Annotated in this window: 20 protein-coding genes, 1 pseudogene and 1 riboswitch; of the genes and pseudogenes, 14 read left to right on the top strand and 7 right to left on the bottom strand. The window is 66.9% G+C overall.

The window, feature by feature from the left end:
* Positions 1-205: 205 nt before the first annotated feature.
* The 3 genes and pseudogenes from LG380_RS01145 to LG380_RS01135 all read right to left on the bottom strand — a co-directional run.
* Positions 206-274, bottom strand: a pseudogene (locus LG380_RS01145) (DNA-binding response regulator); the annotation flags it as partial.
* 83 nt (positions 275-357) lie between these two features.
* A complete protein-coding gene (locus LG380_RS01140) occupies positions 358-999 on the bottom strand; it encodes a response regulator transcription factor (RefSeq protein WP_225763212.1) in 642 nt (213 codons plus the stop codon).
* Entirely contained in the window at positions 999-2,204 is a 1,206-nt protein-coding gene (locus LG380_RS01135; RefSeq protein WP_225763211.1) for a sensor histidine kinase, read from the bottom strand. Before LG380_RS01135 ends, LG380_RS01140 begins: the two co-directional genes overlap by 1 nt.
* 137 nt (positions 2,205-2,341) lie before the next feature.
* On the opposite strand from LG380_RS01135, the gene LG380_RS01130 reads away from it, so the two are divergent.
* From LG380_RS01130 to LG380_RS01110, 5 genes are read left to right on the top strand one after another with little or no spacing between them, the layout of a single operon-like run.
* The gene (locus LG380_RS01130; RefSeq protein WP_225763210.1) at positions 2,342-2,935 is read left to right on the top strand and encodes a GNAT family N-acetyltransferase; all 594 of its coding nucleotides are present in this window, start codon (positions 2,342-2,344) and stop codon (positions 2,933-2,935) included.
* A 14-nt stretch (positions 2,936-2,949) separates the two neighbouring features.
* Positions 2,950-3,690, top strand: a complete 741-nt coding sequence (gene minC / locus LG380_RS01125) for a septum site-determining protein MinC (RefSeq protein WP_225766394.1) — start codon at positions 2,950-2,952, stop codon at positions 3,688-3,690.
* Between the two features lie 34 nt (positions 3,691-3,724).
* Entirely contained in the window at positions 3,725-4,534 is an 810-nt protein-coding gene (gene minD, locus LG380_RS01120) for a septum site-determining protein MinD (RefSeq protein WP_225763209.1), read from the top strand.
* A 2-nt stretch (positions 4,535-4,536) separates the two neighbouring features.
* Positions 4,537-4,794, top strand: coding sequence for a cell division topological specificity factor MinE (gene minE / locus LG380_RS01115; RefSeq protein WP_225763208.1), 258 nt, complete (start codon positions 4,537-4,539; stop codon positions 4,792-4,794).
* Between the two features lie 59 nt (positions 4,795-4,853).
* Complete coding sequence (locus LG380_RS01110) at positions 4,854-5,348, top strand: hypothetical protein (RefSeq protein WP_225763207.1); 495 nt, start codon at positions 4,854-4,856, stop codon at positions 5,346-5,348.
* Between the two features lie 97 nt (positions 5,349-5,445).
* On the opposite strand, the gene LG380_RS01105 is transcribed toward LG380_RS01110, so the two are convergent.
* Positions 5,446-6,738 carry a histidine kinase dimerization/phospho-acceptor domain-containing protein gene (locus LG380_RS01105; protein WP_225763206.1) on the bottom strand — a complete coding sequence of 431 codons (1,293 nt, stop codon included), beginning with the start codon at positions 6,736-6,738 and terminating at the stop codon, positions 5,446-5,448.
* A complete protein-coding gene (locus tag LG380_RS01100) occupies positions 6,735-7,445 on the bottom strand; it encodes a response regulator transcription factor (protein WP_225766393.1) in 711 nt (236 codons plus the stop codon). The genes LG380_RS01105 and LG380_RS01100 overlap by 4 nt, the downstream gene beginning before the upstream one ends.
* A 244-nt stretch (positions 7,446-7,689) precedes the next feature.
* Between LG380_RS01100 and LG380_RS01095 the strand changes: the two genes are divergently transcribed.
* The 4 genes from LG380_RS01095 to LG380_RS01080 all read left to right on the top strand — a co-directional run bounded on the left by LG380_RS01095 (position 7,690) and on the right by LG380_RS01080 (position 14,350).
* Positions 7,690-9,318, top strand: a complete 1,629-nt coding sequence (locus LG380_RS01095) for a glycosyltransferase family 39 protein (RefSeq protein WP_225766392.1) — start codon at positions 7,690-7,692, stop codon at positions 9,316-9,318.
* A 113-nt stretch (positions 9,319-9,431) separates the two neighbouring features.
* On the top strand, positions 9,432-10,190 hold the full coding sequence (locus tag LG380_RS01090) for a phosphatase PAP2 family protein (RefSeq protein ID WP_225763205.1): 759 nt from the start codon (positions 9,432-9,434) through the stop codon (positions 10,188-10,190).
* On the top strand, positions 10,187-11,842 hold the full coding sequence (locus LG380_RS01085; RefSeq protein WP_225763204.1) for a phosphoethanolamine--lipid A transferase: 1,656 nt from the start codon (positions 10,187-10,189) through the stop codon (positions 11,840-11,842). The genes LG380_RS01090 and LG380_RS01085 overlap by 4 nt, the downstream gene beginning before the upstream one ends.
* A 504-nt stretch (positions 11,843-12,346) precedes the next feature.
* The gene (locus LG380_RS01080; RefSeq protein WP_225763203.1) at positions 12,347-14,350 is read left to right on the top strand and encodes a M2 family metallopeptidase; all 2,004 of its coding nucleotides are present in this window, start codon (positions 12,347-12,349) and stop codon (positions 14,348-14,350) included.
* A gap of 97 nt (positions 14,351-14,447) precedes the next feature.
* Here LG380_RS01080 and LG380_RS01075 read toward each other — a convergent pair whose 3' ends face one another.
* Together LG380_RS01075 and LG380_RS01070 are read right to left on the bottom strand one after the other, a co-directional pair.
* Positions 14,448-14,864: a hypothetical protein gene (locus LG380_RS01075; RefSeq protein WP_225763202.1), complete on the bottom strand. Its 417-nt coding sequence runs from the start codon at positions 14,862-14,864 to the stop codon at positions 14,448-14,450.
* A gap of 85 nt (positions 14,865-14,949) precedes the next feature.
* Entirely contained in the window at positions 14,950-16,200 is a 1,251-nt protein-coding gene (locus LG380_RS01070) for a multidrug effflux MFS transporter (RefSeq protein ID WP_225763201.1), read from the bottom strand.
* Positions 16,201-16,473: 273 nt separating this feature from the next.
* Positions 16,474-16,582: riboswitch (glycine riboswitch) on the top strand.
* 84 nt (positions 16,583-16,666) lie between these two features.
* On the opposite strand from LG380_RS01070, the gene gcvP reads away from it, so the two are divergent.
* From gcvP to LG380_RS01045, 5 genes are all read left to right on the top strand, one after another.
* Positions 16,667-19,531: an aminomethyl-transferring glycine dehydrogenase gene (gcvP, locus tag LG380_RS01065; RefSeq protein WP_225763200.1), complete on the top strand. Its 2,865-nt coding sequence runs from the start codon at positions 16,667-16,669 to the stop codon at positions 19,529-19,531.
* A gap of 201 nt (positions 19,532-19,732) precedes the next feature.
* Complete coding sequence (locus LG380_RS01060) at positions 19,733-21,178, top strand: XVIPCD domain-containing protein (protein ID WP_225763199.1); 1,446 nt, start codon at positions 19,733-19,735, stop codon at positions 21,176-21,178.
* A gap of 18 nt (positions 21,179-21,196) precedes the next feature.
* Positions 21,197-21,955: a hypothetical protein gene (locus LG380_RS01055; protein WP_225763198.1), complete on the top strand. Its 759-nt coding sequence runs from the start codon at positions 21,197-21,199 to the stop codon at positions 21,953-21,955.
* Positions 21,956-22,247: 292 nt separating this feature from the next.
* A complete protein-coding gene (locus LG380_RS01050) occupies positions 22,248-24,314 on the top strand; it encodes a S9 family peptidase (protein ID WP_225763197.1) in 2,067 nt (688 codons plus the stop codon).
* Positions 24,315-24,402: 88 nt separating this feature from the next.
* A complete protein-coding gene (locus tag LG380_RS01045; protein WP_225763196.1) occupies positions 24,403-24,732 on the top strand; it encodes a hypothetical protein in 330 nt (109 codons plus the stop codon).
* Positions 24,733-24,836: the final 104 nt, after the last annotated feature.

Genomic DNA, 24,836 nt, shown 5'->3' with positions numbered 1-24,836 from the left:
CGACCTCCATGCCGGCAGCGGAATTCTCCGCGTAACGGCAGCGGAGGGTAGCGCATCATGCCACCGCTGGACATGAGCACTGCAGCATTCCGGCGATGATGGACGGCCTTCACGCCAGTTCCGGCAAAGCACAGCACACCGGCTCAACCGTTCAGACAGGCAGCGCCTCGCCCGCCGCGCTGCGGCGGGCCGGGCATCCTGTCGGTCAGACCAGCTGCAGCTCGAAGGCCTTGAGCACGGCGCGGGTGCGGTCGCGCACGCCGAGCTTGGACAGGGTGAGCGGCCACTGCCTGCGAGGCACCGCCTCGCGTGGCCGCGAACGCCCGCCGCGCTGCGGCGGGCCGGGCATCCTGTCGGTCAGACCAGCTGCAGCTCGAAGGCCTTGAGCACGGCGCGGGTGCGGTCGCGCACGCCGAGCTTGGACAGGATGTTGGACACGTGGTTCTTGATCGTGCCCTCGGCCACGCCCAGCGAGTTGGCGATCTCCTTGTTGGAAAAGCCACTGGCCATCAGCCGCAGGATCTCGGTCTCGCGGTCGGTCAGCGGGTCCGGGCGGTCCAGGCTGACGAACTCGTTGCGCATGTGCTCCAGCCCGGACAGCAGGCGCTGGGTCACCGCCGGCTGCACCAGCGAACCACCATCGGCGACGGTGCGGATCGCGCCGACCAGCTGCTCCAGGGTCACGTCCTTGAGCAGGTAACCCTTGGCCCCGGCCTTGAGCCCGGCCAGCACCAGCTGGTCGTCGTCGAAGGTGGTCAGGATGATGGTCGGCGGCAACTGGCCCAGCCGCGACAGCGTCTGCAGCGCCTCCAGGCCGGACATCACCGGCATGCGCATGTCCATCAGCACCACGTCAGGGGCCACGCCAGGGATCATCTCCACGGCCTGGCGGCCGTCGGCGGCCTCGGCCACCACCTCGATGCCGTCATCCAGCGCCAGCAGCGAGCGGATCCCCTGCCGCACCAGCGTTTGGTCGTCGACCAGGCAGACGCGAATCATCAGTGCACTCCTTGTGGAACGGGGGCCAGCATCGGGCTGGCAACGCCGGGGACCGACAGGGTCAGCCGGAAGCCCCGCCCCTGCCCGGTCTCGATATTCAGTTCGCCACCATACTGGGTGACACGCTCGCGCATGCCGCGCAGGCCATTGCCGGGAATCATGCCTGCCGGATCGGCGCCCAGGCCATCGTCGTGCGCGGCAATGACCACCTGCCCCTGCTCGCGCCGCACCTGGATCCACAGGTTGCGGGCGCGGGCGTGGCGCACGGCGTTGGTAATGATTTCCTGGGTACAGCGCAGCAGCACGTGGGCGCGCTCGGGGTCCTCGACGTTGAGGGGCTCGTCGATGTCCAAGTGGATGTCCAGCGATGGGACCTGCTCGGTCAGCGGCCGCAGCGCCGCGGCCAGGTCGATGGTGCCGCTCTCGCGCAGCTGGCTCACCGCCTCGCGCACGTCGGTGAGCAGCAGCTTGGCCAGGGTGTGGGCCTGGCGGACGTGCTCCTGCGCCTGGCCCTCGGTGATGTGCCCGGCCACTTCCAGGTTCAGGCTCAGCGCGGTCAGGTGGTGGCCCAGCAGGTCATGCAGCTCGCGGGAGATGCGGGTGCGCTCGTTGATGCGCGCGCTCTCGGCCAGCAGCAGGCGGGTGGCGCGCAGTTCGGCGTTGAGCCGGCGCTGCTCCTCGCGGGCCTCGGTCTGCTGCCGCGCCACCAGGCTGGTAACGAAGATGAACATCGAAAACCCGCCGTACAGCAGCGACTGCATCAGGGCCTCGAACAGTGGAAAACCCAGGATCAGGTAATAGACCGGCAGCACCGCCAGCTGGCTAAGCAGCAGCCACGCAACGCCCACCCGCACGGTCAGCAGCCACGGAATCACCCCTGCGGCGACCATCATCAGGATGCTGCCCAGGCCCGAACCACTGAGGTAGCTCACCGCCAGCGCCGAGATCGTCAGCGCCAGCAGCATCAAGCGGTCGTACCACTGCGAATGGCCGCCGGCGGACAGGCCCCGGGTCAGCCAGAAATAACAGCCGCCGAAGGCCAGGTAGGCCATGAACAGCCACAGCACCTCGGCGCGTTCGTACAGGAAGCCGCCGCCCTCTTCCACGGGCACGTACTGTGCGTAGACCAAGGGCACGCAGACGATGGCCCAGGTGAACAGGCCGGCTAGCCGCAGGACGCGGGTATGACTGAGGTATCCCAACATCCGGCCATCTTAGGCTGAACCCGCTTCCGCGCACTCCCACGGAAGTCATGCACTTACGCTCGCTTGCGCCGAGCCGCCCATGCGATAATCGGGCGCACAGCCCTTCGGGGCCGACCGCGTTACCCCACGGAGTCCTAATGTCGATCGTCATCCGCGACGTGCGCGAGCACGAGCTCGATTCCGTCCTGGCACTCAACAACAATGCCGGGCTGGCGATCCTGCCGTTGGATGCAGCAAGGCTGCGCCATTTCTACGAGAACGCCGAGTACTTCCGCGTCGCCGAGCGCGACGGCAACCTGGCCGGTTTCCTGGTCGGTTTCGGCAGCGACAACCAGCACGACAGCTGCAATTTCGCCTGGTTCCGCGAGCGTTACCCCAAGTTCTTCTACATCGACCGCATCGTCGTGGCGTCCCGTCGCCGCGGTGGCGGCGTGGGCCGTGCGTTCTACGCCGATGCCCAGAGCTATGCCGAGCTGCGCTACCCGCAGATGGCCTGCGAGGTGTTCCTCGACCACGGCGCCGACGCGGCCCTGCTGTTCCATGGCAGCTTCGGCTTCCGCGAGGTCGGGCAGAACCTGATGCCGGACGTCGACGTGCGCGCCAGCATGCTGCTCAAGGACCTGTGCAGCTATGAATGGGTGCGCAAGACCTACGGCGACAACTTGCCGGACGCGCCCTGGGTGGGCAAGCCGCGCGTCGTCGCCGCGGGCCAGCAGGCAACGGGGACCTGAGCGTGGCGGTGAACATGGATTACGAACAGGCCGGCGAACTGAAGATCGGCCAGGTCGGGATTGCCAACCTGCGCATCCGCACCCTCGACGTCCCGCGCCTCGTGCGCGAGATGCAGGAACGTGTGGCCCGCGCGCCCAAGCTGTTCGGCCGCGCCGCGGTGATCCTGGATTTCGGCGGCCTGAGCCACGTGCCCGACGTGGCCACGGCCAAGGCCCTGCTCGATGGCCTGCGCGGCGCCGGCGTGCTGCCGGTCGCGCTGGCCTATGGCACCTCCGAGACCGAACGGTTGTCCGAGCAGCTCGGCCTGCCGCTGCTGGCCAAGTTCCGTGCGCAGTACGAACGCGCCGAACCAGCTGCCGCCGCGCCGCCTCCGCCGCCGCGCCCGGAACCTGCGCCCGCCCCGGCTCCGCCGGCCGCCGCGCCGCAGCCCGGCCGCATGCAGCATGGCAACGTGCGCTCGGGCCAGCAGTTGTACGCGGAGAACTGCGACCTGACCGTACTGTCCACCGTCGGCGCCGGCGCCGAGGTGATTGCCGACGGCAGCATCCATATCTACGGTACGCTTCGTGGCCGGGCACTGGCGGGTGCCCAGGGCAATACCGGCGCGCGGATCTTCTGCCGTGATTTCCATGCCGAGCTGGTTGCCATTGCCGGTCATTACAAGGTGCTGGACGATGTTCCCGAACAGCTGCGCGGCAAGGCCGTGCAGGTCTGGCTGGAACAGGACCAGATCAAGATCGCTGCGCTGGACTGACGCAGCCCCCTAACGAACATTCTGGAGAAATCCTTTGGCTGAAATCATCGTTGTCACCTCCGGCAAGGGCGGCGTGGGCAAGACCACCAGCAGCGCCAGCCTGGCGTGCGGCCTGGCCCGTCTTGGCAAGAAGGTCGCGGTCATCGACTTCGACGTGGGCCTGCGCAACCTCGACCTGATCATGGGTTGCGAGCGTCGCGTGGTGTACGACTTCGTCAACGTCGTCCATGGCGAGGCCACGCTCAAGCAGGCCCTGATCAAGGACAAGCGCTTCGACAACCTGTACGTGCTGGCTGCCTCGCAGACCCGCGACAAGGACGCGCTGACCAAGGAAGGCGTGGAGAAGGTCCTCAAGGACCTGGCAGCCGATGGTTTCGACTACATCCTGTGCGACTCGCCGGCCGGCATCGAGAAGGGTGCGTTCCTGGCGATGTACTTCGCCGACCGCGCCGTGGTCGTGGTCAACCCTGAAGTGTCCTCGGTGCGTGACTCGGACCGCATCATCGGCCTGCTCGATTCCAAGACCCAGAAGGCCGAGAACGGCGGCGCGGTGCCGGCGTTCCTGCTGCTGACCCGCTACAGCCCGGCCCGCGTGGAGACCGGCGAGATGCTGTCCATCGGTGACGTCGAGGAAGTGCTGGGGCTCAAGGCCATCGGCGTGATCCCCGAATCGGGCGACGTGCTCAATGCATCCAACAAGGGCGAACCGGTCATCCTCGATGCCGAATCGCCGGCCGGACAGGCGTATGAAGATGCCGTTCGCCGCATCCTGGGCGAGGAACGCCCGATGCGCTTCACCAGCGTGGAGAAGAAAGGCTTCTTCAGCAAGCTGTTCGGAGGGTAAGCATGGGACTGTTCGACTTCCTCAAGACCAAGACGACCTCCGCGGAAACGGCCAAGAACCGCCTGCAGATCATCATCGCCCAGGAGCGCAGCCAGCGCGGGGGGCCGGACTACCTGCCGCTGCTGCAGCGCGAATTGCTGGAAGTGATCAAGAAGTACGTCAACATCGATGTTGATGCGGTCAAGGTCGACCTGGTCAAGGATGGCGAGCACGACGTGCTCGACATCTCGGTTGCCCTGCCCGAAGGCCCGCAGTCCTGACCTGCTGAATCCCGGGACCGCCGCTGGCGGTCCTGTTTTTTTCCGATCCCGCCATTCCCATGCCCGACCATCCGGCTGATACCCAGGAACCCACGCCGGATGTGCTGTGCGTGGGCGATATCGCGTGGGCCGACGCCGAAGGCCTGCTCGCGCAGTACGGGCTGCGGCTGAACCGCGTCGCTGACGGCGACAAGATCCCCGGCAGCTACTGGGGCGAGCCGGAAGCCGGCGTCATTGCCCACGACGTATACGTGCGCGATGACACGCCGGTGCACTCGATGCTGCACGAGGCCTGCCACCTGATCGTTCTGCCGGCCGAGCGCCGCGCCGCGGTGCATACCGATGCCACCGATTCGGTCGAGGAAGAGGACGCCACCTGCTACCTGCAGATCGTGCTGGCCGGCCGCCTGCCCGGCGTCGGCAGCGCGCGGCTGATGGCCGACATGGATGCCTGGGGCTACACCTACCGCCTGGGCTCCACCCGGGCGTGGTTCGAGCAGGATGCGGAAAACGCCCGCAGCTGGCTGGAACAACGCGGCCTGCCAGTCAGCTGATCCGGCCGCGGCGCCATGCATCCGCGTGGCGCAACAGGCATCTTTCGATTCCTGCCTCGTGTATGCACCGTGCGCGTGAATGACGCGCAGAAGTGACCTAGCCTGGGCTCCCGGGCGGTAGCGAAGCTCCCATCCCGAGGATGACCCGCGTGCCGGCGCCTGCAAGCGACTCGAAGCGCAGTGTCCAGCCCAGGTGTTCGCACAGCCTTCCGAGCAGGTCCAGACCGAGGCCACCGAGCGGACTGCGCCCGCCGCGCGCCAGTTGCGCGTACGCCTGGCTGATCTCCTCCGGACTCAGGCCATGGCCGGGATCGTCGATCATGACCATCCCCTGCGTTGACAGGCGCACGACGATCTTCCCGCGGTCGCTGTTCTCGATGGCGTTGCGCAGCAGGTTGCCGAAGGTGGCCTGGATCACGCCCGAAGGCGCCAGGATTTCGCAGGCCGGCGCAGTTTCCATGACGATCTCCAGCGCCTTGCCCTCGGCCAGGTGTCGGTGGTCGGCAATGATCTCCGGCAACAGCCGATCCAGCGCCACCGGCTCGGCGAGGGCGGCCAGCCGCGCCGGCTCCCGCGCCAGCATCAACAGCATCTGGATCAGCTCCTCCATGCCACGCGCCGTGCTTTCCACGCGCTGCAGTTGCTGGCGCGCACGTTCGGGCAGGCCGGGTTGTTCCAGCGCCAGCCCGGCGGCCCCGGTGATCACCGCCACCGGCGTGCGCAGTTCGTGGCTGGCCATGCCGACGAAGGTGCGTTCGCGCTCGACGAACTGTTCGTTGCGCCGCAGGTAATCGTTGAGCGCGGCGGCGATGACCTCGAGTTCGGCGCTGCCCTGCGGCCCAACTTCGAGCCGCTGGCCCGGCTTCTCCGGTTGCAGCTCGCCGATGTCCCGCGCCAGCGCTGACAACGGATGGACCAGCCGCGCCACGCCCACCCAGGCCATCAAAAGGGTCACGATGGCCAGGGCCACGCCGGCCCACATGGCCAGGCGGCTGATGAAACCTTCCAGTTCGGCGAAGTCGGCGATGTCCAGAACCAGCACGACCCGCCCCAGGTCCGGGGTCTGCCGCACCATCAGCGCGCTCTTGCGGGCCTCGATGAACTCGCCGTCATGCAGGCCAGGGTGCAGCCCACGCAGCTCCGCCGGCAGCCCTCCGGGGTCCGATTCGCGGTACAGGCGGAGCGTGTCCGAATCCTGCCAGCGGTAGTCGCCATCCTCGCGCAGGTGACCGAGGATGCTGTCCAGCTCGGAGTTGAGCAGCGCGCGCCACACCGCGTGTTCGGCATGTTCATGCACGTAGTTGGCGGCGCCGAACACTGCCAGTGTCACCAGCGCCAGATAGGTGGCCAGCCAGCCCAGCAGCTTGCGGCCCAGGGGCTTGCGCTTCATCCCCGATCCGTCGCATCTGCCACCGGCGTGGATGCCGGTGCGCAGAGGCGGTACCCCACCCGTGGCAGGGTGTGGATCAGCTTTTCGGCAAACGGTGCGTCCACGCTGCGGCGCAGCTCGTACACATGCGAGCGCAGCATGTCGCCATCCGGCGGTTCATCGCCCCACAGCGCGAACTCCAGGGCCTCGCGCGGCACCGCCGCCGGGCTGGCGCGCATGAGCACCTCCAGCAGCTTGCGGCAGGCCGGATACAGGTGCAGGACCTGGCCGGCGCGCGTCGCTTCCAGCGTCGACAGGTCCAGCCGCAGGTCGTGCACTTCCAGTACGCGCCGCTGCTGGCGTCCGTTGGCACGTGCCAGCAGTGCTTCCAGCCGCACCTCCAGCTCCGGCAGTGCGAACGGCTTGGTGAGGTAATCGTCGGCACCGGCGCGGAAGCCGGCGATCTTGTCGGGCAACTCATCGCGTGCGGTCAACATGATGACCGGCACCTGGGAATGATGTTCTTCGCGCAGCCGGCGCAGGATCTCCGGGCCCTCCATCCGCGGCAGCATCCAGTCCAGGATCAGCGCGTCATAGCGCTGCGTGCTCGCCAGGTGCAGGCCAGTGACGCCATCGGGCGCGACATCCAGCACATGGCCGCGCGCTTCGAAGTAATCGAAGAGATTGGCGACCAGGTTGCGATTGTCTTCAATCACCAGCAGCCGCATCGTCGGTACCACAAGCAAGCTCCCCGGCACGGGGCGTCGCGGGGAATGGTAGCCCGCGGGTGTCGGAGGAATGTCGAAAACGCCGTCTTCGGACGCGATTCCGACATGGCGGAGCGGAGCATGGACGGACCCGGTGGGAGTCCGTGCCAACGTGCAATCGTCCAGTCCGCGCCCTCGCCGCATTCCCTACCCGTTTCTTGCCCTGCTGGCGCTGATCGCGGCAAGCCTGGCCGCGGGACTGGGAATGCGCCAGCCATCACCTCCGGACGAACCCCGTTTCGTGCTGGCCGCGCGCACGATGGTCGAGAGCGGACGATGGTTGCTGCCACATCGCGGCAGCGAGCTCTACGCCGAGAAGCCGCCGGTCTTCATGTGGATGCAGGCGGCCGCGTACCAGTTGCTCGGGCGTTGGGAGGTCGCCTTCCTGCTGCCCTCGCTGCTGGCGGCATTGCTGACACTGGCTCTGACCTGGGACCTGGCACGGCGCCTGTGGAACCACCGCGTCGCCGGTTACGCGGCAGTGGCCCTGTTCGCCTGCCTGCAGTTCGGCCTGATGGCCAAGCGCGGGCAGATCGACATGGCGCTGGTGGCAATGACCACGCTGTCGCTGTGGGGCCTGATGCGGCACCTGCTGCGCGGACCCGACTGGCCGGCGTTCGCCATCGGCGTGGTTGCCGCCGGCATTGGCACGGTGACCAAGGGCGTGGGCTTCCTGCCCTTGCTGGTGCTGTTGCCCTGGCTGGCCTTGCGCCGGCGGAGGCCAAGGCTGGCCGCCGCACGGCCGGGCGATCGCTGGCGCTGGGCCCTGCTGCCGCCGTTGTTCCTCGCAGGCACGGCGGTCTGGCTGCTGCCGCTGTCCATTGCATTGCTGCACGGTGCCGATCCGGCCCTGCCGGCCTACGCGCACGAACTGCTGTTCAGACAGACCGGAACGCGTTACGCCGCGGCCTGGCACCACCGCCAACCCGCCTGGTACTACCTGCAGGTCATGCTCCTGCTCTGGCTGCCGGGCAGCCTGCTGCTGCCCTGGCTGTTGCCGGCGTGGTGGCGGCGCTGCCGACGCGTCGACCCGCGCCACCTGCTGCTGCTCGGCTGGTCCGCGCTGGTGCTGCTGTTCTTCAGCCTCAGTCCCGGCAAACGCGAGGTCTATGTGCTGCCGATGCTGCCGGCGCTGGCGATCGCCGCCGCCCCGCTGCTGCCTGGCCTGCTGCGTCGCACGGGCGTGCGCTGGGTACTGGCCGTGTACGTCGCCGCGTTGGGCGCAGGCGCGCTGATATCCGGCACCGGCGCGATTGCCGGCGCAGGCTGGGCGCGGCAGGCTGCCTTGCGCCGGGCAATCGATCCTTCCGTCCTGCACCCCCTTGGATACTGGCTGCTCGGCTTCGGCGTCGCCACGCTGATCGTGCTGGCGGTTACGCGCCTGCGCCATGCCGCTCTGGCGGTGGTCGCAATGACGGCACTGCTGTGGTGCAGCTACGGACTGGGCCTGATGCCGACCCTGGATCCCTACAGTTCTGCCTCGGCGGTGATGCGCAAGGTACAGGCACGCATCGGCCCGGGTGCGGAACTGGGCATGGTGGCCTGGCGCGAACAGAACCTGCTGCAGGCCCGTCCCCGCGCAGTGGACTTCGGCTTCAAGCGACCCGTTTCCGAACAATGGCGCGATGCCAGCCGCTGGCTCGCCGCCGCGCCCAAGCGACGCTGGCTGTTCGTGCTGGATCGCGCGTTGAGCCCCTGCGTGGACCATAGCCAGGTGATCGCCATCGGTACGGCCAATCGCAACCGCTGGCTGCTGCTGCCCGGCACCGCGATGCGCGCCGGCTGCACGGTCGATGCCGGCACCACGGCCGTTGGCGGAATCGAGCAGGATTGAACCCGGCGCTGTTAACGGCTCTCCGACATACCTCCAACCGGCTTCCGACAGTGACCGACCGACCATGCCGCCTTCCCTGCCGATGGCATGCATGTCAGCTGATGAAGCCTTTCTTGTTCCGTTCCACTTCGAGCCTGCCACCGGCACGCCTGGAGTTTTCCTGCAAGCACCTTTTCCTCCCTGCGTCCGCACTCGTCCTGCTCAGCGCGCTGCTGATGGGCGGTGGCGGTGACCTGTGGCTTGCCGACCATCTGTACCAGCTGGAAGGCAACCATTGGGGACTGAGGGACGCATGGCTTACCAGTGGCTTGATCCATCGCGGCGGCAAGTGGCTGAGCGTGGGCGCGTCGTTGGTGGTCGTGGCCGCGCTGGCGCGCGCCGGCACCGATATCCGCTGGCGACAGCTTCGCCGTCCGTTGCTTTACCTGCTGCTTGCGCTTGGACTGTCCACCGGCCTGGTGTCGCTGCTGAAGTCGCTCACCCACATGGACTGCCCGTGGGACCTGGACCGCTACGGCGGTACGCGCAGCTTCGTCGGCCTCTTCGAGGCACGGCCGCCGGACATGCCGTCTGCGGCCTGCTTTCCCGGCGGTCATTCCAGCGCCGGCTATGCGTGGGTGGCGCTGTACTTCTTCGCCTGGGTGGTCCGCCCGCAGCTACGTGGGCGCCTGCTTGCCACCGCGTTGCTGGCCGGAGCGATTTTCGGCGCCGGCCAACAACTGCGTGGCGCGCATTTCCTCTCGCACGACCTGTGGTCGCTGGGGATCAGCTGGTTGGTCGCAGCCACGCTGTTCCTGGTCATGTTCCCACGACTGGCCGCGGGTGCTGTGCCCGTTGCCGTCCAGGCACCGACCGCTGGAGCACGGGCATGAATGTCGCCGCCGTCCAGACCAGGAGCCGCCTTCCGTCACTTTCCGGCCTGCGCAGCTGGCGCCCCGAGCTGTCCACCGAGACCTTGATCCTGGCAGCCAGCACGTTCTTCGCCCTGGCCTGCAACGCGCTGTTCTGGCGCAACGCCATGGCAACCCATCCGGGCAGCGTGCTGTTCGCCGGGTCGCTGTTGGCGCTGCTGGTGTCGGTGCATGCGTTGCTGCTCGGCCTGTTGCTGTGGCGCTGGAACGCCAAGTCGCTGTTGGTCGTCCTGCTGGTGGCCACCGCCTTCGCCACGCATTACATGAACAGCTACAACGTGTACCTGGATGCGGACATGCTGCGCAATGTGCTGGCAACCGACCAGAAGGAATCGCGCGAGCTGATGACGCCGGCGCTGATCCTGCCGCTGCTGGGCTATGCCGTGCTTCCCATCCTGGCCCTGTCGCGGCTGCGGCTGCGCCGGCGCCGCTGGACCCACGCGCTGTTGTGGCGACTGGCCTTCCTCGCCGGCATCGTCGTTGTCGGCGGCGCCAGTGCCATGGTTTCCTTCCAGGACCTCTCGGCGTTGCTGCGCAACCATCGCGAAGTGCGCTACCTCGCCACGCCGGTCAACTACCTGGTGGCGCTGAAGCAGAACCTCTCCTCCGCCGGTGCCATCGGCAAACAACCCAGGCTGCCACTCGGCACTGACGCCAGTACCCTGCCCCGCGCTGCCGGCAGCCGCCCACGCCTGCTGGTGCTGGTTGTAGGCGAAACGGTGCGTGCGCAGAATTGGGGACTGAATGGCTACGAGCGACAGACCACACCGGAACTGGCCCAGACCGAGGCGATCAACTTTCCCGACATGCATGCCTGTGGCACCAGCACGGAAGTTTCATTGCCCTGCATGTTCTCTCCATTCGGCCGGCACGATTACGACGAGAAGAAGATCCGCGGACACCAGTCCTTGCTGCATGTGCTCGAGCATGCGGGCATCTCGACCCTGTGGCGGGACAACCAGTCCGGCTGCAAGGGCGTATGCGAGGGGCTCGAGATCCAGCGCCTGGATGAGGCCCGCAAGCCGGGGCTGTGCGCCGATGGCCGCTGCATGGATGAAATCCTGCTCGATGACCTGGCCGCGCAGGTGCGGGCCAAACCCGGCGACCGGGTGGTCGTTCTGCACCAGCTCGGCAACCACGGTCCCAGTTACTTCCAGCGTTATCCGGCCACGTTCAGGCACTTCGGCCCCACCTGCGACACGGCCGACCTGGGCAAGTGCAGCCGCGAGCAGATCGTCAACAGCTACGACAACTCGGTGCGCTACACCGACCATTTCCTCAGCCGCACGATCCGCACGCTGCGCGCCATGGACGACTATGACAGCGCGATGATCTATCTGTCCGACCATGGCGAATCACTCGGCGAGAAGGGCCTGTACCTGCATGGCGTGCCCTACGCCATCGCGCCGCAGGAACAGACGCGGGTACCGATGGTGATGTGGTTCTCGCAGGGGTTTGCCCAGGACCGCGGGCTGGATCTGGCGTGCGTGCGCCAGCGCGCTGCCCAGCGCAGCGATCACGACAATCTGTTTCCGTCCGTGCTCGGCTTGATGCAGGTGCGGACCTCGCTCTACGACCGCTCGCGCGACCTGTTCGCCGGTTGCGCGACCTGACGCCAGACACCACGGTGGTCGCTTTGGAGTCTCGGTCATGCCCCCCATCCGCAATGGCTGTTCTGGGCACTGGTGTCGGCTCTGTCAGCCTTCGCTGCAGCGGATCACTCGGACCTGGCGATCCAGCTGCGCACCGTCGTCACCTTGGTCGTCTAGACGGCGGTTGCGCCCGCCGCCGCCAGTGGAGCAATCCGGCGCGGCTGCCGGCGGCCACGCCGGGTTGGTTGCGCTGTCCGCGCTGTCCGCCCTGGCCGCGGGTGCCTTCTGGTCTTCGACTTCCGTGCCCTGCAACGCCGGCAGGCTCGCAGGCAGCGCCGGCGGGCAAGCCCAGCGTGTTGCTGGTGCGCCCTCCTGCACGAACGGCTGGCATGGCGCGGATGGGCCGGGCTGGCGATGATCGGCGGCGGCGTGCTGTTGATGGCGCTGCGGCGCCGACCGGCGCACTTGCGGCCAGGGGTGACGCCCTCTAGCCTTCGCCGGTATTCAACACCACCGGGGATATCCGTGAACCATCGTCACCTGTTGCTGGCCGCTGCCATCGGCACCGCCGTCCTTTCGCTGTCGGCCTGCAAGAAGGAAGCAGCGCCGGAAACCACCGCACCGGCGGCGAGCGCCGCTCCGGCCGAAAGCGCCGATGAGTTCATCGCCCGCGTCAACGCCGAGCTCAAGGCGATGTACCCGGAAATGACCTCGGCCCAGTGGCTGTCGTCGACCTACATCAATGACGACTCGGCGCGCGTGGCGGCCAAGGCCAACGAGCGCTGGCTGACCATCCTCAATGGCTGGATCGAACAGGCCGGCAAGTACGACGGCCAGCCGATGAGCGAGGACACCAAGCGCGCGATCAACCTGCTGAAGCTGTCGACCTCGATGCCGGCCCCGCGTGACCCGGCCAAGCTCGGCGAGCTGACCCGCATCGCCACCAAGATGGAAGGCGACTACGGCTCGGGCGAGTACTGCACCGGCGAGGGCGATGCGAAGCAGTGCCGCCAGCTCGGTGAGCTGGAACAGGTGCTGGCGCGCTCGCGCGACTACGACAAGCAGCTCGACGCCTGGCAGGGCTGGCACGCCACCGCCGCGCCGATGCGCAAGGATTACCAGCGCTTCGTCGAACTGGTGAACGAAGGTGCCAGGGAAATGGGCTTTGCCGATGCCGGCGCGATGTGGCGCAGCGCCTACGACATGCCGGCCGAGCAGGTCGGCCCCGAAACCGACCGCCTGTGGGAACAGGTCAAGCCGCTGTACGAGCAACTGCACTGCTACACCCGCAGCAAGCTGGTGAAGTCCTATGGCAAGGACAAGGGCGAAGTGGCCGGCGGCATGATCCCGGCGCACCTCGCCGGCAACATGTGGCAGCAGGACTGGAGCAACCTGTGGGACATGCTCGAGCCCTACGCTGGTGCCGGCAGCCTGGACATCACCGCCGCGCTGGAAAAGCAGCACCAGGCCAACCTCAGCGCCGCCCTGGCCAAGCCGGGCGCCACCGCCAGCGCCGAGTCCCGCTTCAAGGCGCAGCGTGAGGCCGAACTGCTGACCGCCAGGCAGATGACCGAGCGCGCGGAGGACTTCTACGTGTCTCTGGGCATGCCCAAACTGCCGGAGAGCTACTGGCAGAACACCCAGTTCATCAAGCCGCTGGACCGCAATGTGGTCTGCCACGCCAGCGCCTGGGACATGAACATGGGTGGCGAGGACGGCAAGAGCCCGGACGTGCGCACCAAGATGTGCATCACCCCGACCGAGGAAAACTTCACCACGATCTACCACGAACTGGGCCACATCTATTACGACCTGGCCTACAACCCGCAGCAGCCGCTGTTCCAGGGCGGTGCCAACGACGGCTTCCACGAGGCCATCGGCGACACCATCGTGCTGGCGATGACTCCTCGCTACCTGAGCTCGATCGGCCTGGTCGACCAGCCGCAGGAAAGCCGCGAGGCGGTGATCAACAACCAGATGCGCATGGCGCTGAGCGGCGTGTCGTTCCTGCCGTTCGGGCTGATGATCGACCGCTGGCGCTGGGGCGTGTTCGACGGCTCGATCAAGCCCGAGCAGTACAACGCCAAGTGGTGGGAACTGAAGGCGAAGTACCAGGGCGTGGCCCCGGCCACCGCGCGCGGCGAGGACTTGTTCGATCCGGGCGCCAAGTACCACGTGCCGGGCAACACCCCGTACACCCGCTACTTCCTGGCGCGCGTGCTGCAGTTCCAGTTCTACAAGGGCCTGTGCGATGCGGCCGGCTACACCGGCCCGCTCAACGAATGCAGCTTCTACGGCAACAAGGAAGCCGGCCAGAAGTTCTGGGCGATGCTCAACAAGGGCGCCAGCCAGCCGTGGCAGGCCACGCTCAACGAGCTGACCGGCACCCAGAAGCTCGACGCCGCCCCGCTGCTGGAATACTTCTCGCCGCTGCAGGAATGGCTGAAGCAGCAGAACGAGGGCCAGATGTGCGGCTGGGAAGCCTCGGCGGGAGCTCCGGCTCCGGCTCCGGCAGCCAACGCCGGCTGATCCCGCGCTGGTGGCCGTTCGCGAGGACGGCTACCAAGGATGGACAAAAAAAACTCCCGGTCATGCCGGGAGTTTTTTCTGCCAGTGCTGGCCGGAGTCAGTGGCTCAGCGGAGCAGGTTCGCCACCGCCGCCCAGTTCAGCGGCCAGCGCGGCCTTGAACTCGTCGAAGGTCTGGCCATTGCCCGCGGCTTCGGCGTGGGCGGCGTCCTTGAGCGCGTCCGAATACATCAGCCGCACCGGCGTGCCCTGGCGTTCGTGCAGCTCGGCGGCCTGCATGAGCAGCGCCAGCACGCGCGCGGCGCTGGTGGTCTCGCCGGCGATCTTGCCGTCCATGCCCAGCACCCATTCGCCCTCGCGGCGGACGATGCCGGCCAGCAGGGTCCGGTGCTGGTCGCGCAGCTCGGCGTGCGGCTCGATGGCCGGGCGCGCAGGCGGATTGGCGGCGGCGCGGTTGCTCTCGCGCTCGGCCTGCTTCTTGCGGGCATCGCGGCGGTTCTTGGACTCGATGGACATCGTAAAACTCACTGTGGACGGCGTGGGGCCGGCGGGGACGCCATTGTCCCGCATCGCCGCGCTGGCTGCGTGGATGGGCGCGGACTCAGGCGGACTCGCTGGATTCAAGCGGATGCGGCTCGACGCTGGCCGGCAGCACACGTCCAGACACCCGCATCTCCCATGACCACATCCCGAAGCTGGCCAGCGCGAAACACCCCGCGCCGATGGCAAGCGACAGGCCGCTGTGGCTGAGCAGCGCCGACAGCAGGCCGGCGATGACCGAATTGGTGATGAGCGTGCTGAACGCCTGCAACGACGAAGCCGAACCGCGCAGACGCGGATACATGTCCAGGATCGCCAGGCTCAGGATCGGGAAGATCAGCGCTACGCCAAAGGCCGTCATCGACATCGGCAACACCGCCCACGGCACGCTCATCTGCGTGGCGAAGGTGTTGTAGCCGATGTTGAACAGTGTGGCCGCGGCCATGCAGCCATAGCCGATGGCGACCAACCGCTCACCAGGGATGCGGCCGGCCGCGCGCCCCGAGGCGAATGCGCCCAGCGCCATGCCGCCGATCGTCGGCACGAACAGCCACGCGAACTCACGTTCGGACAGACGCAGCAGGTCCATCACGAAGGCCGGAGCCGAGGCGATGTACAGGAACAGCCCGCCGAAGCCCAGCGCACCGGCAGCGGCCAGGCGCAGGAAGCGCGCATTGGAGGCGATGCCGATGTAGTCGCGTGCCAGCTGGCCGGCACGCAATGGTTGCCGCGCGTGCGGCGGATGGGTTTCCGGCAGCCACAGCCAGGTGGTCAGCAGCAGCAGGGTCGAGAACCCGACCAGGCACCAGAACACGCCGGTCCAGCCGGTCCACCCGAGCAGCAGGCCACCGATGATCGGCGCGATGGCAGGCGCGATGGAGAACACCATCGAGACGTGGCTCATCAGCCGTTGCGCATCGTCACCCTCGTACAGGTCGCGGATCACCGCGCGGCCGATGATGTAGCCCACGCCGGCTGACAGCCCCTGCAGCGCGCGGAAGAACAGCAGCGTGCCCATGTCGCGCGACAGCGCGCAGCCGATGGAGGCCAGGATGAACACCATCAGGCCGCCCACGATCACCCGCTTGCGGCCCAGCGCGTCGGACAGCGCGCCGTGGAACAGGCTCATGAACGCATAGGCCAACAGGTAGACGCTGATGGTCTGCTGCATGGCCAGCTTGTCGGCACCCAGCTGCGCGCCCATCTGCGGGAACGCCGGGAAAATCGCATCGATGGCGAACGGGCCGAACATCGACAACCCGCCGATCAGCAAGGCGATGCGGCCGGGCGAGAGCTGCTTGGTAGCTTGCATTGGGTTTCCAGGTTGCGGGCCACGCCAGGTACGCGCGCCCATTCAGCATGACAGCCCCGCGGCCTGCGTGGCGGCATCAAGGAGCTCACGCGCGAGCGCCCGGGCGGCCAACAGGCGCCGGGCGAAGCGGTAACAAAAGGGCGCGCAGTTTAAGCCAGCCCCGTCCCGGCCAGCTGTACCGGGCTATAATTGCCGGGCTACAAGGTGGGAGAAGCGGCTCGACCCGCTGCCGAAGGCGCAACGCCCGTAATCGCTCAGGCCCGATACCATCTGCACCAACACTCTGGAGAGACCGGTCCAACCCGGCGCCGAAGGGGCACGAAGCGCACGATCCTCGTCGCGTCGCTTCCAAACTCTCAGGCAAAAGGACAGAGGGGCACCCGCGGAAAGCCGCGCTTTCCGTCCGCTTGCGTGGACGGTTGCGGCCCGCACCCCGCCCCTGCCTGATTCCTGAGACCTCCAGACCATGTCCCAGAACACCCCTTCCCTGCGCGCGCTCGAGCACAACGGTGCCTTCGTCGAACGCCATATCGGCCCGGATGCCAGCGAAATCGCCCAGATGCTGGCCGTGGTCGGCCAGGACTCGCTGGAATCGCTGACCGACGCCATCGTCCCGGGCAGCATCAAGGCCGCCGCCGCGCTGGACCTGCCCGGCTCGCTGACCGAAGTCCAGGCGCTCGAGAAGATCCGCGCCATTGCCGGCAAGAACAAGGTCCTGCGCAGCTTCATCGGCCAGGGCTACTACGGCACCCACACGCCGCACGTCATCGCCCGCAACATCCTCGAGAACCCGGCCTGGTACACCGCCTACACCCCGTACCAGGCGGAAATCTCGCAGGGCCGCATGGAAGCGCTGATCAACTTCCAGACCATGGTCGCCGAGCTGTGCGGCATGGAGATCGCCAACGCCTCGCTGCTGGACGAAGCCACCGCCGCCGCCGAGGCGATGACCCTGGCCAAGCGTTCGGCCAAGAGCAAGTCCAACGTGTTCTTCGTGCACGACGCCGTGCACCCGCAGACCCTGGAGCTGCTCAGGACCCGCGCCCAGCCGCTGGACATCGAGCTGGTCATCGGCACCCCGGTGCAGGCGCTGGAAACCGACAGCTTCGGTGTGCTGCTGCAGTACCCGGACACCTTCGGCAAGGTCGCCGACCACGCCGCGCTGGTCGAGGCCGTGCACGCCCGCCAGGGCCTGGTGGCCGTGGCCACCGACCTGCTGGCGCTGACCCTGCTGTCCGCTCCCGGTGAGTGGGGCGCGGACATCGCCATCGGCAACACCCAGCGCTTCGGCGTGCCATTCGGCTTCGGCGGCCCGCACGCCGGCTTCATGGCCTGCCGCGACGCCTACAAGCGCTCGATGCCGGGTCGCCTGATCGGCGTGTCGGTCGACGCGCACGGCAACCCGGCCTACCGCCTGACCCTGCAGACCCGCGAACAGCACATCCGCCGCGAGAAGGCCACCTCCAACATCTGCACCGCGCAGGTGCTGCTGGCGGTGATGGCCTCGATGTACGCCGTCTACCACGGCCCGGAAGGCCTGAAGCGCATCGCCCAGCGCACCCACCGCCTGGCCAGCATCCTGGCCGCGGCGCTGCGCGATGCCGGCATCAACGTCGGCGATGAGTTCTTCGACACCCTGCACATCACCGGCATCGATGCCGAGGCGGTCCACGCCAGGTCCGTGGCCGCCGGTTACAACCTGCGCCACATCGACAGCATCTCGCTTGGCATCAGCCTGGACGAGACCACCACCCGCGAGGACGTGGTCGCGCTGGCCGGCCTGTTCGGCGCCACCTGCGACATCGACGCACTCGATGCGGCCATCGGCGAGGAACTGCCGTCCGGCCTGCTGCGCACCAGCGCCTACCTGCAGCATCCGGTGTTCAACACGCACCACAGCGAGCACGAGATGCTGCGCTACCTGCGTTCGCTGGCCGACAAGGACCTGGCGATGGACCGCACGATGATCCCGCTGGGCTCGTGCACCATGAAGCTCAACGCCACGGCCGAGATGATCCCGATCACCTGGCCGGAGTTTGCCAACATCCACCCGCTGGCCCCGGCCGACCAGACCACCGGCTACAGGGAACTGATCGACGGCCTGGAGCAGATGCTGGTCGCGTGCACCGGCTATGACGCCGTCAGCCTGCAGCCCAACTCCGGCGCGCAGGGCGAATACGCCGGCCTGCTGGCGATCCGCGCCTACCACGCCAGCCGTGGCGAGTCGCATCGCAATATCTGCCTGATCCCGGAATCCGCGCACGGCACCAACCCGGCCTCGGCGCAGATGGCCGGCATGAAGGTTGTGGTCACCAAGTGCGATGCCAACGGCAACATCGACGTGGAAGACATCCGCGCTGCGGCCGAGAAGCACTCGGCCAACCTGGCCGCGATCATGATGACCTACCCCTCTACCCACGGCGTGTTCGAAGAGGATGTGGTGGAGATCTGCCAGATCATCCACGCCCACGGCGGCCAGGTGTATACCGACGGCGCCAACATGAACGCCCTGGTCGGCCTGGCCGGTCCCGGCAACTGGGGTTCGGACGTCTCGCACCTCAACCTGCACAAGACCTTCTGCATCCCGCACGGCGGTGGTGGCCCGGGCGTGGGCCCGTGCGCGGTCAAGTCGCACCTGGCCCCGTTCCTGCCGGGCAAGCTCGGCGACAACGGCGCGGTGGGCATGGTCAGCGCGGCCAGCTACGGCTCTGCCTCCATCCTGCCGATCAGCTGGATGTACATCGCGATGATGGGCGGCGACGGCCTGCGCCGTGCCACCCAGGTGGCCCTGCTCAACGCCAACTACGTCGCCACCCGCCTGGCCCCGTACTTCCCGACCCTGTACACCGGCCGCAACGGCCTGGTCGCCCACGAGTGCATCCTCGACCTGCGTCCGCTGGAGAAGGCCACCGGCATCGGCGCCGAGGACGTGGCCAAGCGCCTGGTCGACTTCGGCTTCCACGCCCCGACCCTGAGCTTCCCGGTCGCCGGCACGCTGATGGTCGAACCGACCGAGTCCGAGCCAAAGGGCGAACTGGACCGCTTCATCGACGCGATGATCCAGATCCACGCCGAGATCAAGGACATCGAGGCCGGCAAGCTCGACCGCGAGGACAACCCGCTGAAGAACGCGCCGCACACCGCCGCGCACGTCTCGGCCAGCGAGTGGACCCACGGCTACCCGCGCGAACTGGCGGCCTTCCCGCTCGAATCGCTGAAGCGCCAGAAGTACTGGCCGCCGGTAGCCCGCGTGGACAACGTGCACGGCGACAAGAACGTGTTCTGCGCCTGCATCCCGGTCGACGCCTACAAGGACGACGTGGAGGCTTGAGCCTCGGTCCGTTCCAGCAACATGTGACAACAAGGGCCCCGCATTGCGGGGCCTTTGTTGTTTTTATTCCGCAACGCCTGGGCTACCGGCCTCCAGCGGTTCCAGCGGCCAGTCATCGCGGCAAACTCATTGTGATAATCCGCACGAATCACTCCTCCTGTTTGTCCTAGCATTGCAGCGGGAGCACGACAGGAAGTCGCCATGGACGAACAGGATTACCTCGATATTCGCACCTCCGCGAACGAGATCAGCCGGCTGTTCTCTCAAGCGGGGACAGCTGCAGCGCTTCGAAGACTGGAACAACTACGTCAGGACCAACCTCTCGCGGTGCAGGAAGCCCTCGATCGGTACGTCATTGCCGAGAACCGAGAGTATTTCGTTACAGCGGATCAGAGCCCTCTTGAATCCGATGCTCTCCTGCGGTCAACGCGACAGCGGCTTCTTGATAGTTCCCTTCCTCCACGCCTCCCCACCTACGAAGAACTGGAAATACTTAGCGCCCCCCAGCAGTTCCATGCGTACGCCAGTATCGTGTCATCACGAGGAAGCACCGAAGCCATCGAGGATCTCAACGCCGGGAATCGGGTGATATTGGGAATCCGCAATGAAACAAGAACCACCGCAAATGCGGGGCGAGGCTACTATGACGACCGTATGGTGGTGCTCTGGAAAAACACGGATAACACCACTGGATTCGCGCACTTCAACGCCAACACCGAGCCGACGTCCCAATACGACGCACGCTCCGGATTCGTCCCCCGCCCAAGCCCGTTCCAGGACTCCCGTTTTCGACGTGCCGAAGGGATGGACAGCAACCAGGATGGTACCGCTGATCTTGGGCGACTCGCCGAAGGCTCTGTTGAAATGCGCGCGACGACCCATCTCACACCGGGTGGCCGGGGCGCCACTCATTTCGCCTTGCGCCCGTCACGAGCTGCGGTGGAGGACAGGACTTCCGGCGTACAGCGCGACACGAACGGCGATGGTTGGTTTGACTCCGCTGACGCGATGGGAATCCAACCGCTGAACGACACGTTCAAACACCACATGGGGAGTAACAGAAACACTGACTCCGCAGGTTGCCAGACCCTGCCCGGCCAAGACGACCGCCGCGAAGGCGTCTATGGCAGGTACTTGGAGGCCCTGCGCGGCACGCCAGGCCAGGCACGATGGCAGTATGTATTGACCAGCAGCCAGCCAGAACAGATCGACAGGCACGACCCATCCATGGTCACCGCCTTCGGCCGCAGAGAGGCAGATGCGAGGATGCCTGACCACCCGGATCACAGGCTGTACTCACAGATCCGGCAACATGTGCAAGGAATGGGACAGCGTTGGCCGGAAGGCTTGGATGCTGTTTCCCTGACCATTCTGCACGCGGCGAAGGAGGCAAACTGGGATTCCGTCGACGCAATCCGAACAAGTCACCCCCTGCCTGATGCTCAAGCAGGAGAAACCGTTTTTTTGGTCAGGACAGAAGGCAACGACCCTGCCAGACAGCGACTGGCAGTTCCCGCATCCGCCCTTTCACAAAGCACTGTAGAGAGCGCACTGGATCAACTCGCCGCTCATGCGAGAGAAGAGAACCAGGCAGTTCCGGATCGCCTGCAGCAAAGTTTGAATCAAACCCAGCCTCTGGCTCGATAAAAACGAGGAGTTCCTTGAATGCGCCATCGCGCCCCCGCCTTCTTCATCGCATGCCTGCTGGTGGCATGCGCCTCTGCTCGCTCGAACTCCACCATTTCCGAAAAAGCATCCTTCGCGGGAATGGACACCCTGCACTACACCCCCCAGAAAGGCCCTTGGGAAGCGCTGCCTGCCCATCTTCAAGCAGTGCTGATCAACCTGCCGCAGGCAGTTGCGCCCTTGGACAGGCCTGCCCTTGGCGCCCTTTCCAGCCTTCGTTACGCCCACTCCACAAAACGGGAGTTCTATGCACGCGGGGACGATTTTTCGATCTGGATACGCCACTTTGATGGGCGCCAGCGCGGCCACGCCGGGATCGCCCTTCAGATCGCAGGGTCCTGCAACCGACTCCCTCAAGCGCACCTGATGACCAAAGCGGACTACTCCGCCCTGAGTCGCAGTTGCTCACAACGCGGACTGGGGGAGTTCGATACGGGCCTGCTCCTGTTTACCCTCACGCCCGACGGCGAGTTGCATCACGTAACCGAGGTGGAGGGGCGGCTATTCCCCGATCTCTCCGACGCCCAGCAGCGGATGCTCGACGACATGGGGGTGAGCCCTCCATTTGCTGCCTCAGGGATGTTGGCCAATCAAGATCGAATGGCCATATGGCGGGAAGCCGATCCTGATCGGCCATTGCCGGCCGACCTGCCTGGAACCAGCTACGCCGAACCCGGCTTGATACACGGTGGCGACCTCCTCTGGACCGGGAATGGGTTCCGCATCCAACGCCGATAAGCGGAGACCCACCAAACGCCGCCACCAAGGCGGCTGACAGGGCGATCCCAACCACAGCGAACAAGGGGCCCCGCACTGCGGGGCCTTTTTTCGGGCGACGACACCATTCCCGCCCTGCGCACGCCAGCACAACGCGACATTCCTACACTCCAACGCGCCCGCCTCGTGGGCAACCTGCGAGGGGCTGGCCGGACGTGGCGATGGAGCGGGCCCCCACCCTGCGATCCGATGCCGGGCACGGTGCCCGGATCTGCGGTAGCGTGCGGCTTCCACTCAGGGAAGGGGTACACCGATGAAGCACACCGTGTTGCTGTCCTGCGTTGCCCTGGCGCTGGCGTCCTGCGCCTCCACCTCCGATTCCGGCGCGACATCGACCACCCGCCTTGAACAGGTCGAACTGATCCCGCGCGATGCGCTGTTCGGCAATCCCGAACGGGCCAGCGTGCAGATCAGCCACGACGGCAGGTACCTGAGCTGGATCGCCCCCGTCGACGGGGTGATGAATGTCTGGGTCGCGCCGGTCGACGATCCGGCGGCCGGTCGCCCGGTCACCGGGGACAAGGCCCGCGGCATCCGCAACTACTTCTGGTCCTACCAGCCCGACACCCTGCTTTACCTGCGCGACACCGGCGGCGACGAGGACTTCCACCTGCACTCGGTGGACGTGGCCAGCGACCAGAGCCGCGACCTGAGCCCCTTCCCCAAGACCACGGCACGGGTGGTCGCCGGCAGCCCGCAGCATCCGGACAGCCTGCTGGTGGGGATGAACGACCGCGACACCAAGTGGCATGACCTGTACCGGGTGGACCTGGCCAGCGGCAAGCGCAGTCTGGTGGAGAGGAACACCACCGAGATCGCGACCTACTTCGTCGACGGCGACTTCAACCTGCGCTTTGCCACGCGTTCGCGCCCCGATGGCGGTCTGGACATCCTCAAGCGCAACGGCGAGCGCTGGGACAAGGCCGAAGAGGTGCCGTTCGAGGACGTGCTCACCACCAACGTGCTGGGCATGACCCGCGACGGCAGCACCCTGTACCTGTCCGATTCGCGCGGCCGCGACACTGCCGCGGTGGACGCGGTGGACAGCAACTCCGGCGGCCGCAAGCTGCTGGCCGAGGATGCGCGCGCCGACGTGCAGGACTGGCTGACCGACCCGCGCAGCGGCGAGCTGCAGGCGGTGTCGGTGAACTACCTGCGCGAGGAATGGAAGCCGCTGGATGGCACGCTCGCCGCGGACCTGCGCACGCTTGAAGCCATCGGCCCGGGCGAGATCGGGGTCAATTCGCGCACGCTCGATGACCGCACCTGGATCGTCACCTACTCGGCGGCTGAATCGCCGCTGGTCTACTACCGCTACGACCGCACGCCCGGTGCCCCCGGCAAGCTGACCAAGCTGTTCTCCGCGCGCCCGGCGCTGGATGGCAAGCCGCTGGCGCCGATGTGGCCGCACGAGATCCGCTCGCGCGACGGCCTGACCCTGCCCAGCTACCTCACCCTGCCGCTGCACGCCGACCCGGACGGGGACGGCAAGGCCAATGTGCCGGTGCCGCTGGTGCTGCTGGTGCACGGCGGTCCGTGGGCGCGCGACGCCTATGGCTACAGCGGCTACAACCAGTGGCTGGCCAACCGCGGCTACGCGGTGCTGTCGGTGAATTTCCGCGGCTCCACCGGCTTCGGCAAGTCGTTTACCAACGCCGGTGACGGCCAATGGGGGGCGAAGATGCACGACGATCTGATCGACGCCGTGCATTGGGCGGTCAAGCAGGGCGTCACCACCGCTGACAAGGTCGCGATCATGGGCGGCAGCTACGGCGGCTACGCCACGCTCGCGGGCCTGACCTTCACCCCGGACGACTTCGCCTGTGGCGTGGACATCGTCGGCCCGTCCAACCTCAACACCCTGCTGTCCACCGTGCCGGCGTACTGGGCCAGCTTCTACCAGCAGCTCACCCGGCGCATGGGCGATCCGGCCACCGAGCAAGGCAAGGCCTGGCTGACCGAGCGTTCGCCGCTGGGCCGCGTCGATGCGATCAGCAAGCCGCTGCTGATCGGCCAGGGCGCCAACGACCCGCGGGTCAAGCAGGCCGAGAGCGACCAGATCGTCGATGCGATGAAGGCGCGCAACATCCCGGTTACCTACGTACTGTTTCCGGACGAGGGCCACGGCTTCCACCGTCCGGAAAACAGCAAGGCCTTCAACGCGGTGGCCGAAGGTTTCCTGTCCACCTGCCTGGGCGGACGCGCACAGCCGATCGGCGACGACTTCGCCGGCTCCAGCATCCAGGTGCCGACCGGTGCGGACAACGTGCCGGGCCTGGCCGGCGCACTGCAGGCGCACAAGCCCGAGGTACGCAAGTAATCCCTCCGGAGCGGCCGCAAGGCCGCTCCTGTTTTGTCCCGACGGGCCGCTGCCCTCCCGGCCGGCGACCTCCCGCATGGAGCGCACCATGAACGACTGGATCTGTCCCAACTGCGACCAGGCCGTGCCTGGAGGCTGGAAGGTCTGTACCCGCTGCGGCTTCGATCCGGACGCGAGCGCGGCTACCGCGAGCACCCCGATGGCGGCCAACGCATTCCCGCCGCAGCACTGCCTGCGCTGTGCGCAGCCCATGGTTGCGGCAGGGGTGATCGAACTGCATGCAGGGAGCCAGCTGGCGCCGTTCCTGTTCGGCAACATCGGCGAGCTGATGGTCACGCGCGAGGCGCTGGATACCTTCATCTGCAGCGGCTGCGGCAAGGTCGAGTTCTACGCCGTGCGAAAACGCGACGCGTCCTGAGCGTGTAGCGGTCCTTGGGTCAAGATCCACGACTGTAATGTCTGGCGACCTCCCTGCAGGTGGCGCGCCTGGCCACGGGCTGCAAAAGAAACGGGCGGCCAGCG

This window comes from Stenotrophomonas sp. Marseille-Q4652, assembly GCF_916618915.1.
Classification (GTDB): Bacteria; Pseudomonadota; Gammaproteobacteria; order Xanthomonadales; family Xanthomonadaceae; genus Stenotrophomonas.
The sequence above is the reverse complement of the archived record's forward strand: the minus strand, read 5'-3'. Positions and strand labels throughout refer to the sequence as shown.